Origin of the sequence: Janthinobacterium sp. BJB401 (genome assembly GCF_013372745.1) — a bacterium.
GTDB classification, from domain to species: Bacteria; Pseudomonadota; Gammaproteobacteria; order Burkholderiales; family Burkholderiaceae_D; genus Janthinobacterium; species Janthinobacterium rivuli.
This window is the reverse complement of record NZ_JABXFH010000043.1, coordinates 43731-52880: the sequence shown is the minus strand read 5'-3', so window position 1 is coordinate 52880 and position 9150 is coordinate 43731. Positions and strand designations below refer to the sequence as shown.

The following is a 9150-nucleotide window of genomic DNA, read 5'->3' as shown; positions in this document are numbered from 1 at the left end:
GCCAACGGGCCGCGAAGTCGGTTCCTACTTCGCGCAGTGGGGCGTGTATGGCCGCGACTATGAAGTGGCGAACGTGCACACGAGCGGCGTGGCCGACAAGCTCACCTTCATCAACTACGCTTTCGGTAATATCTATCCGAAAAATGGCGGCTATGAATGCGCCATGATCACCAAGACGGAGCCGGGTGCGACGAATCCGAATTCGCCGGACGCGGGCACGGGCGGCGATGCCGAGGCCGATTACATCCGCACGCCGAAGCGTACCGTCGATGGCCAGGCCATCCCTTGGGATGCTCCATTGTCGGGCAACTTCCTGCAGCTGAGAAAACTCAAGGCGGCGCACCCGAACCTGAAACTGTTCATCTCGCTGGGCGGCTGGAGCTGGTCGAAGAACTTCTCCGTCGGTTCGGCCACCGATGCGCTGCGCAAGCAGATGGTGCGTTCGTGCATCGACATCTACATCAAGGGTAACTTGCCGGTGCAGGGCGGTCGCGGTGGCGTGGGCGCGGCGGCGAACATCTTTGACGGCATCGACATCGACTGGGAATATCCGGTCGGCGGCGGCCAGCCGTACAACACGGTCAGCCCGAACGACAAGCGCAACTTCACCTTGCTGATGGCGGAATTCCGCAGCCAGCTCGATGCGCTCGGCGCAGCCAATGGCAAGCGCTATCTGCTGACGGCCGCTGTCGGTGCCGGCAAGGACAAGATCGACAACACGGAACCGGCCCTGTACTCGCAGTACATGGACTGGATCAACCTGATGACCTACGACTTCCACGGCGGCTGGGAAAACAGCACCAACTTTAACGCCCAGCTGTTTGCCGACCCTGCCGATCCGTCAACGGGCATGGCGCGCGAATACGTGGGCGACAAGGCGGTGCAGTACATGATTGCCGCCGGCGTGCCGCGCGACAAGCTGCTGCTGGGCATACCGTTCTATGGCCGCGGCTGGACGGGCGTGGCGCCGGGACCGAACGGCGATGGCCTGTACCAGGCAGCCACGGGTACGGCGCCGGGCACCTACGAGTCGGGCATCGAGGACTATAAAATCCTCGTCGCCAAGGCTGGCACGCGCTACTACCATCCCGTGACCAAGCAGCTGTACCTGTACACGGGGGCGGGCGGCCAGTGGTGGAGCTACGATGACCCGACCGTCATCGGCACCAAGGTGAAATATGTGAAGGACCAGGGCTTGCGCGGCGCGTTCTCGTGGGAACTCGATGGCGACGCGAATGGCGTGCTGGCGACCGAAGTGTGGAAAGTGCGGTAACACTGGAGTAGAGTAAGACGCGGCCGGGCGGCATTGCTGTCCGGCCGCTTGTTCACATAAAAAACAGGAGACGGGCGATGGCGGCGGTATCGACATTCGGAGTAAAACATCCGGAACAGGAGCTGAGCCGCGAATGGCGCAGCTGGATCGCGGAAAACCTCATGCTGGGCAGCCACCCGTCGGCGCTGATGCCGGTGCTGCAACAGGCCGGCATCGCGGAGCCCCTGGCGCGCCGCGAAATCGAGCTGGCGCTGCAAAGCCCCTACCTGGCCGGCGCCGTGCGCCTGTCGAACCGCCTGGCCAAGCGCGACTGGGTGATCGACATCCAGCGCAAGCTCAATCAGCTGCGTTCGCCCGAGATTCCGCGCCGCGACAAATTGACGGCGCAGGCATTCCTCGACGAGTACTACTCCACCAACCAGCCCGTCATCATCACGGGCATGATGGACGACTGGCCCGCCATCGATAAATGGAGTCCGGCCTATTTCCGCGCGCATTACGCGCAGCGCGAAGTGGAAGTGCAGTTCGGCCGCGAAGCGGACGCGCAGTACGAAATGAACAGCGTGGCGCACAAGCGCAAGATGGCCTTTGGCGAGTACGCCAGCCTGGTCGAGGGCAGTGGCGCGACCAACGATTTCTACATGACGGCGAATAACAATTCGCAGAACCGGCAGGCGCTGCGCGAGCTGTGGGACGATATCGGCCAGCTGCCCGAATACCTGGAGCAGAGTGGCGGCCGCACGGGTTTTTTATGGTTTGGCCCGGCCGGCACCGTGACGCCGTTCCACCACGACCTGACAAACAACTTCATGGCGCAGGTCAAAGGGCGCAAGCGGTTGCGCATCATGGCCGCCTGCGAGGTGGCGCGCGTGTACAACCAGCGCCACTGTTTTACCCCCGTCGACGGGCGCGACATCGATTTGCGGCGCTATCCGCTGATGGCCGACGTGCAAGTGCGCGAATGCGTGCTGGCGCCGGGCGAGATCCTGTTCCTGCCCGTCGGCTGCTGGCATTTCGTCGAAGCGCTCGACGTCTCGATGACGGTGGCGTTTACCAACTTCAAATGGGATAACGATTTTTACAGCAAGTATCCATCGAATCACGACTTTTGATTGTAGCGCTAACCCGCCCCGAACAGCCGCCGTACAGGCGGCTTTTTTCATGCTACGGCGCGCTTCTTGTATAAGATATTTCCATAAATTAATTGATTCAAATCATTTTGCAGCAATTATTTTGATATGAATGGCCACGATGTTTCATTATCCAGATGGCGATGGCGGGCGGATAATTTGATGGCTGGCGCGGCGCCAGCACCGACAACCATCTGGAGGCGGCAGGGCATGAACACGCAGCAAATGACACAGTTACAGCAAGCACCAGCAGCTAGTACAGAACTTCGGCTTGACACGCGGCTGACGCGCGAGGCGGCCGGATTGCTGGCCAGGGCCGGCATCCATTTGAATGGCCGCGCCGCCTGGGACATGCAGCTGCGCAAACGGGGTGTGCCCGAACGTGCCTTCGCCAGCGGCAACCTGGGCCTCGGTGAAGCCTACATGGACGGCGACTGGGATGCGCAGCAGCTCGACGAATTCTTTTGCCATCTGCTGCGCGCCAGGGTGGCCGACGACGTGCGCCCCATGCGCCTGGCCTTCCACGCCCTGACCGCGCGTCTGTTCAACCTGCAGACGGAGCGGCGCGCCTGGATGGTGGGCAAGGAACACTACGACCTGGGCAACGCCTTCTATGCGGCCATGCTCGATCCGCGCATGACATATACCTGCGGCTACTGGAAGGATGCGGGCAACCTGGCCGAGGCGCAGGAAGCCAAGCTCGATCTGATTTGCCGCAAGCTCAGGCTGAAGCCGGGCATGCGCGTGCTCGACATCGGCTGCGGCTGGGGCAGTTTCATGCGCTATGCGGCCGAAAAATACCAGGTGCGGTGCGTGGGCGTGACGATCTCGCAAGAGCAGGCCGCGTATGCGCGCGCCATGCCGGGCGGCGAGCAGCTGGACTTCCGCCTGCAGGATTATCGCGACACCGATGAAAAATTCGACCGCATCGTCAGCATCGGCATGTTCGAGCACGTGGGGCACAAGAATCACCGCACCTTCATGGAAGTGGCGCACCGCTGCCTGGAAGATGACGGCCTGTTTTTGCTGCACACGATCGGCAAGAACAAGCGCCATTCCACGTGCGACCCGTGGATCGACAAATACATCTTCCCGAATGGCGACTTGCCGTCGATCGGCCAGATCGGCGACGCCATGGACGATCTGTTCGTCGCCGAAGACTTGCACAACTTCGGCGCCGACTACGACAAGACCCTGATGGCCTGGCATGCGAACTTTGAGCAGGCGTGGCCGCGTTTTGCTGGCCAGCTGGGCGAGCGCTTCCACCGCATGTGGTCATACTATCTGCTGTCCTGCGCCGGCGCTTTCCGCGCGCGCGACTTGCAGCTGTGGCAGTGGGTCTTGTCGAAGCAGGGCGTGCTGGGCGGCTACGAGCGTGTCAGTTGAGATGCTCGGCAGCTGATATGATGGATTGATGGATATCAATCAAGCGCGTACCTTCTTGGAAGTGGCTTCCTGTGGCAGTTTCATCATGGCCGCCGAACGCATGCACGTGACGCAGACGGCCGTCAGCGCACGCATCCGCACCCTGGAGCAGCAACTGGGGCGCCAGCTGTTCGTGCGCAACAAGGCCGGCGCGCGGCTGACGTCGGCCGGCGAGCGCTTCATGCGCCATGCCGCCACCATGGTGCAAGTGTGGGAGCGGGCGCGCCATCAGGTGGCCTTGCCGCCGGGGCGCGATGACGCCATCAGCATCGGCTGCGAACTGAGTCTGTGGCAGCCGCTGCTGGGCGACTGGCTGATCCGCATGGCGCGCGATTGCCCCGAGATCGCCCTGCGCGCGGAAGTCGACAGTTCCGCGCGCCTGCTCGACGCCGTGCATGACGGCTCGCTCGACCTGGCCGTGCTGTACAACCCGCCGCAGCGTCCGGGCCTGGCCAGCGAATTGCTGGCCGAGGAAAAGCTGGTGATGGTGACCACGCGTGATGACGGGCAGATGCATGCCGATGCCTATGTGTACGTGGATTGGGGGCCGGCGTTTGCCGCGAACCACCAGGCAGCGTATCCGGAACTGAGCAGTCCGCCTGTGTCGATCTCGCTGGGGCCGCTGGCCCTCGTCTACCTGCTGGACGTGGGCGGCGCCAGCTATTTCCGCATCGGCAGCGCGCAACCCTATCTCGATGCGGGTTTGCTGCACCGCGTGCGCGACGCGCCCGAATTCTCGCATTCCGCCTACGCCGTCTACGCGGCCCAGCGCGACAACCCGACCCTGGACCGCGCCCGCGCCTGCCTGCTCGAGGTGGCGGAGAGAATCAAGTAGATGCGACAGACGTAAAAAAGCCGACCCTAGGGTCGGCTTTTTGTTTTCATACCCTAGCGCTTAGTCGCGGCTGCCGCCAGCGAAGCCCAGCAAAGAGAGCAAGCTGGTGAAGATGTTGTACACGTCCAGGTAGATGCGCAGGGTGGCCGAGATGTAGTTGGTCTCGCCGCCGTTGATGATTTGCTGCACGTCATACAGGATGTAGGCCGAGAAGATGGCGATGGCGACCATGGAGATCACGATCGACAGTGCCGACAGGCCCAGGAAAATATTCGCCACCGATGCCAGGATCAGCACGATCACGCCGGCGAACAGCCATTTGCCCATGGCGGAGAAGTCGCGCTTCGAGACCGTGGCGATGGTTGCCATCACGGCCAGGATGGTGGCCGTGCCGCCGAATGCCGTCATGATCAGCATGCCGCCGTTCGAGTAGCCGAGCGTGCGCGTCAGGATAGGCGTGAGCATCAGGCCCATGAAGAAGGTAAAGCCCAGCAGGACGGCGACGCCGAGGCCCGAGTTCTTGGTTTTTTCAATCGCGTACATGAAGCCGAAAGCGACGACCATGAAGATGATGAAACCCATGCCGCCGGTCAGCATCGGCAAATGCATTTGCACGCCGATGAAGGCGCCCAGCACGGTCGGGATCATGGACAGCGCCAGCAGCCAGTAAGTGTTGCGCAAGACCTGATGGCGGACTTGCTGCATGCCCCCCGACAGGTCAAAGGTGCGTTGCATGTTCTGATTCATAGTGCCTCCGTGTTGTCAATTCAAATTACTGCTTTACCCAAGGATAGCATGAGGGCCGGAATTTGCCAAAAAAGCAGCTTAAGATTTCATTAAACGGGGGTGGGGCGGCAAGATGCCCCCTGCCTCTCTGGGTGATATGGGGTGGAGTATGGTAAAATCAAAGGTTGATTGAGTTCTCAATTTACCGTTTTAAACCTTACTTTTTATTGGAGTTTTCACACATGGCAATCGAACGCACCCTGTCGATCATCAAACCAGACGCAGTTGCAAAAAACGTAATCGGTCAAATCTACTCGCGTTTTGAAAACGCTGGCCTGAAAATCGTTGCAGCACGCATGACCCAACTGTCGCGCGAACAAGCTGAAGGCTTCTACGCAGCGCACAAAGAACGCGGCTTCTTCAAAGATCTGGTCGACTTCATGGTTTCCGGTCCAGTCATGATTCAAGCCCTGGAAGGCGAAAACGCCGTTCTGGCCCACCGTGACCTGATGGGCGCGACCGATCCGAAGAAAGCAGAAAAAGGCACGATCCGCGCCGATTTCGCCGATTCGATCGACGCTAACGCCGTACACGGTTCCGACGCTGTCGAAGCTGCTAAAGTGGAAATCGCTTACTTCTTCCCAGAACTGAAGGCTTAATTGCCTTAGATAACGTTATTTCCTGGCGTTATCTGTGAAATAACTTATCACCCCCCTGTTCCCGCTGCGCTGTGGAGTTTTCGCTCCCGATGCGCGCGGGGACGGATTTTTAGAATAGACAAGATCATGAATACGACGACCCTCACCAACTTGCTGGACCTCGATCCCGCGCAACTCATCGCCTATTGCGCCGAGTTGGGAGAGAAACCGTTTCGTGCGAAACAATTGCAACGCTGGATACACCAGTTCGGTGCCTCCGACTTCGACGCCATGACGGACCTGGCCAAGTCGCTGCGCGACAAGCTGGCCACGCGCGCCGAAGTGCGCGCCCCGGCCATCATCAGCGACCATACGTCGACGGATGGCACGCGCAAGTGGCTGGTCGATGTGGGCAATGGCAATGCCGTGGAAACCGTGTTTATTCCGGAAGAAAACCGCGGCACCCTGTGCATCTCGACCCAGGCCGGCTGCGCCGTGAACTGTCGTTTCTGTTCGACGGGCAAGCAAGGCTTCAACCGCAACCTCAGTGTCGGCGAAATCATCGGCCAGCTGTGGATGGCAGAATTCGAATTGCGCCGCACCAAGGGTATCGAGCCGGGCCCGAAAGGCGAGCGCCAGATCACCAACGTGGTGATGATGGGCATGGGCGAGCCCCTGCTGAACTTTGAGCCGACCGTCACGGCCCTGAAATTGATGCTCGACGACAACGCCTACGGCCTGTCGCGCCGCCGCGTGACCCTGTCGACCTCGGGCGTGGTACCGATGATGGACAAGCTGTCGCAGGAAGTGCCGGTGGCCCTGGCCGTCTCGCTGCACGCCTCGAACGATGCCCTGCGCGACGGTTTGATTCCACTGAACAAGAAATACCCGCTGAAGGAATTGATGGCGGCTTGCAAGCGCTACCTTGAATTCGCGCCGCGCGATTTCATCACCTTTGAATACTGCATGCTCGACGGCGTCAACGACAGCGACGAGCACGCGCGCGAACTGCTGGCGCTGGTGCAGGACCGCGAGTTCGGCGTGAACTGCAAGTTCAACCTGATTCCGTTCAACCCGTTTCCCGAGTCGGGCCTGTTCCGTTCGAAAAACCCGCGCATCAAGGCGTTCGCCCAAGTGCTCATGGATGGCGGCATCATCACCACCGTGCGCAAGACGCGCGGCGACGATATCGATGCGGCCTGCGGCCAGCTGGCCGGCGAAGTCAAGGACCGCACGCGGGTGCAGGAACGCATGGAAAAGATGACTGAGTATCAACAGAAATTTGGCGCCAATTTCGGCAAGATCGTGGAGATCCGCTCCTGATGCGGGGACGCATGGCTTATCCTGGCGTACTTGCCGCGGCTATTGTCAGCCTGGGCGTGCTGCTGGCCGGCTGTGCTTCCACCGTGGACAAGGAGCAAGCCGCATCGGTCGAGCAGCGCGCCGCCTTGCGCTTGCAGCTGGCCAGCGCCTATTATATGCAAGACCAGTTTGCGGTGGCGTTGACAGAAGCGGATCAGGCGGTGCAGCTACTGCCGGGCAACGCCCAGGTGCGCGGCATGCGCGCCCTGATTTTTGCTGCCTTGCGCCAACCTGCCGCTGCTGAAAAAGATTTTCTTTACGCATTGCGCCTTGCGCCCCACAATCCCGAGTTGAGCAATAATTATGGCCTGTTTCTGTGCCAGACCGGGCGCGCGGCGCAGTCGCTGGCGTATTTTGATGCCGCATTGCAAGATGCCGCGTATGGCACGCCTGAACTGGCGCTGCATAATGCGGCCGCGTGCAGCCTGGTCATGAAAGATTACCCGCGCGCCGCCGGCTACTGGCTCAAGGCGGAGCGCATCGCACCTGGCGCGGCAATCACATATGCCGGTCTGGTGCGCGTGTATTACCAACAGCAAGACTACCGGCAAGCGGCTCATTATCTTGAGCGGCTCGGTAAAGCGGCGACAATGGAGAGCCAGACGGCCGATGTGCTGTGGCTCGGGATCAAGGTGCAGCATAAGCTCGGGGATGCGGGTGCGGAAGCTGGCCTGGGGGCGCATTTGCGCACCCACCATTCCGGCTCCCCCGAATATGCTGCTTATCAAAATGGGGCGTTTGATGAGTGAGACAGGGATACCAATGAATTCAGAGTGGGCAGAAACGCCTCAGCAGCAGCCCCAGGGCAATCTTGCGTTGGCAGGCGCACAGTTGAAGGCGCAGCGCGAAGCGCTGGGCTGGCCGGTGGAACAGGTGGCCGACCAGCTCAAGCTGGCGCCGCGCCAGGTGATCGCGCTGGAAGAGGGCGACATGGCGGCTTTGCCGAACGTGGCCGTGGTGCGCGGTTTCGTGCGCGCCTACGCCAAGGTGGTGCGTCTCGACGCGGCGCCGCTGGTGGCCATGATCGAAGTCCATCCGGCGCCGGCGCAAGACCCGGCCGCGCCCGTGCGGCGCGAGATTTCCGCCACGTTTTCCGAGTCGCGCTTCCCGTCGATGACGCAGCGCTCGTCGAACCAGACTCCGCTCTGGATCGCCGGGGCCGTGGCCGTCGTCGTGGCGGCCGCCTTTGGCGCCTATAAACTCGGTTACGTGCCGGCCAGCCTGCTGTCCTCGCAGGCCGGGAAAGAAACGGCGCATGCGGAAGTGGGCCCCGTGGAAACGACCCTGATCAAGCCGGGCCAGGACTTGACGCCGGTGCAGTCGCCGTCCGTGCCGCTGATTTCCGTGCCGCCGCCACCAGGCAACGATACGCAGACGGGCGCACCTGCCACCACCGCTTCGGCGCCAGCCGCTGCCGAAGTGCCGCCAGCGGCCGTGCCAGCCCCGGCGACGGCTGTCGTCACGCCGCCTGCGGCTACCGCTACTACCACCGCTGCCGTGGGCGCGAATGCGCTGGTGCTGAAGGTGGAGCAGGATTCCTGGGTGGAAATCCGCCGCCCTGGCAGCGCGCCGCTGATTTCGCGCATGGTCAAGGCGGGCAGCACGGAAACGTTCGATATCACGGAACCGGCCACCCTGGTGGTGGGTAAGCCAGGTGTGGTGCAGGCAACCTTGCGCGGCGCCAAGCTGGAGCTGCCGACCGTTGCCGGCGGCACGATCTCGCGCGTCAGCATCAAATAATTGCAGTAACCGTTCAAGCAA

9 protein-coding genes are annotated in these 9150 nt (G+C 61.5%); 8 read left to right on the top strand and 1 reads right to left on the bottom strand.

What is annotated here, in order from left to right; translation table 11 throughout:
- The 4 genes from HWE17_RS22575 to HWE17_RS22560 all read left to right on the top strand — a co-directional run.
- A partial coding sequence (locus HWE17_RS22575) for a glycoside hydrolase family 18 protein (RefSeq protein WP_217916852.1) occupies nt 1-1273 on the top strand: 1273 nt, incomplete at its 5' end.
- A gap of 77 nt (nt 1274-1350) precedes the next feature.
- On the top strand, nt 1351-2385 hold the full coding sequence (locus HWE17_RS22570) for a cupin-like domain-containing protein (RefSeq protein WP_176390310.1): 1035 nt from the start codon (nt 1351-1353) through the stop codon (nt 2383-2385).
- Between the two features lie 228 nt (nt 2386-2613).
- Nucleotides 2614-3789 carry a cyclopropane fatty acyl phospholipid synthase gene (gene cfa, locus HWE17_RS22565; RefSeq protein ID WP_255206354.1) on the top strand — a complete coding sequence of 392 codons (1176 nt, stop codon included), beginning with the start codon at nt 2614-2616 and terminating at the stop codon, nt 3787-3789.
- A 28-nt stretch (nt 3790-3817) separates the two neighbouring features.
- Nucleotides 3818-4663, top strand: coding sequence for a LysR family transcriptional regulator (locus HWE17_RS22560; protein ID WP_176390309.1), 846 nt, complete (start codon nt 3818-3820; stop codon nt 4661-4663).
- A gap of 60 nt (nt 4664-4723) precedes the next feature.
- Here HWE17_RS22560 and HWE17_RS22555 read toward each other — a convergent pair whose 3' ends face one another.
- Nucleotides 4724-5410, bottom strand: a complete 687-nt coding sequence (locus tag HWE17_RS22555) for a Bax inhibitor-1/YccA family protein (protein ID WP_035820723.1) — start codon at nt 5408-5410, stop codon at nt 4724-4726.
- A gap of 221 nt (nt 5411-5631) precedes the next feature.
- Here HWE17_RS22555 and ndk point away from each other — a divergent pair, with 221 nt between their 5' ends.
- The 4 genes from ndk to HWE17_RS22535 all read left to right on the top strand — a co-directional run bounded on the left by ndk (nt 5632) and on the right by HWE17_RS22535 (nt 9129).
- The gene (gene ndk / locus HWE17_RS22550) at nt 5632-6048 is read left to right on the top strand and encodes a nucleoside-diphosphate kinase (RefSeq protein ID WP_034752036.1); all 417 of its coding nucleotides are present in this window, start codon (nt 5632-5634) and stop codon (nt 6046-6048) included.
- Nucleotides 6049-6174: 126 nt separating this feature from the next.
- Complete coding sequence (rlmN, locus tag HWE17_RS22545) at nt 6175-7350, top strand: 23S rRNA (adenine(2503)-C(2))-methyltransferase RlmN (RefSeq protein ID WP_034752035.1); 1176 nt, start codon at nt 6175-6177, stop codon at nt 7348-7350.
- A 56-nt stretch (nt 7351-7406) separates the two neighbouring features.
- On the top strand, nt 7407-8138 hold the full coding sequence (pilW, locus tag HWE17_RS22540; protein ID WP_176390308.1) for a type IV pilus biogenesis/stability protein PilW: 732 nt from the start codon (nt 7407-7409) through the stop codon (nt 8136-8138).
- A 67-nt stretch (nt 8139-8205) separates the two neighbouring features.
- Nucleotides 8206-9129, top strand: a complete 924-nt coding sequence (locus tag HWE17_RS22535; RefSeq protein ID WP_369681765.1) for a helix-turn-helix domain-containing protein — start codon at nt 8206-8208, stop codon at nt 9127-9129.
- Nucleotides 9130-9150 lie beyond the last annotated feature (21 nt).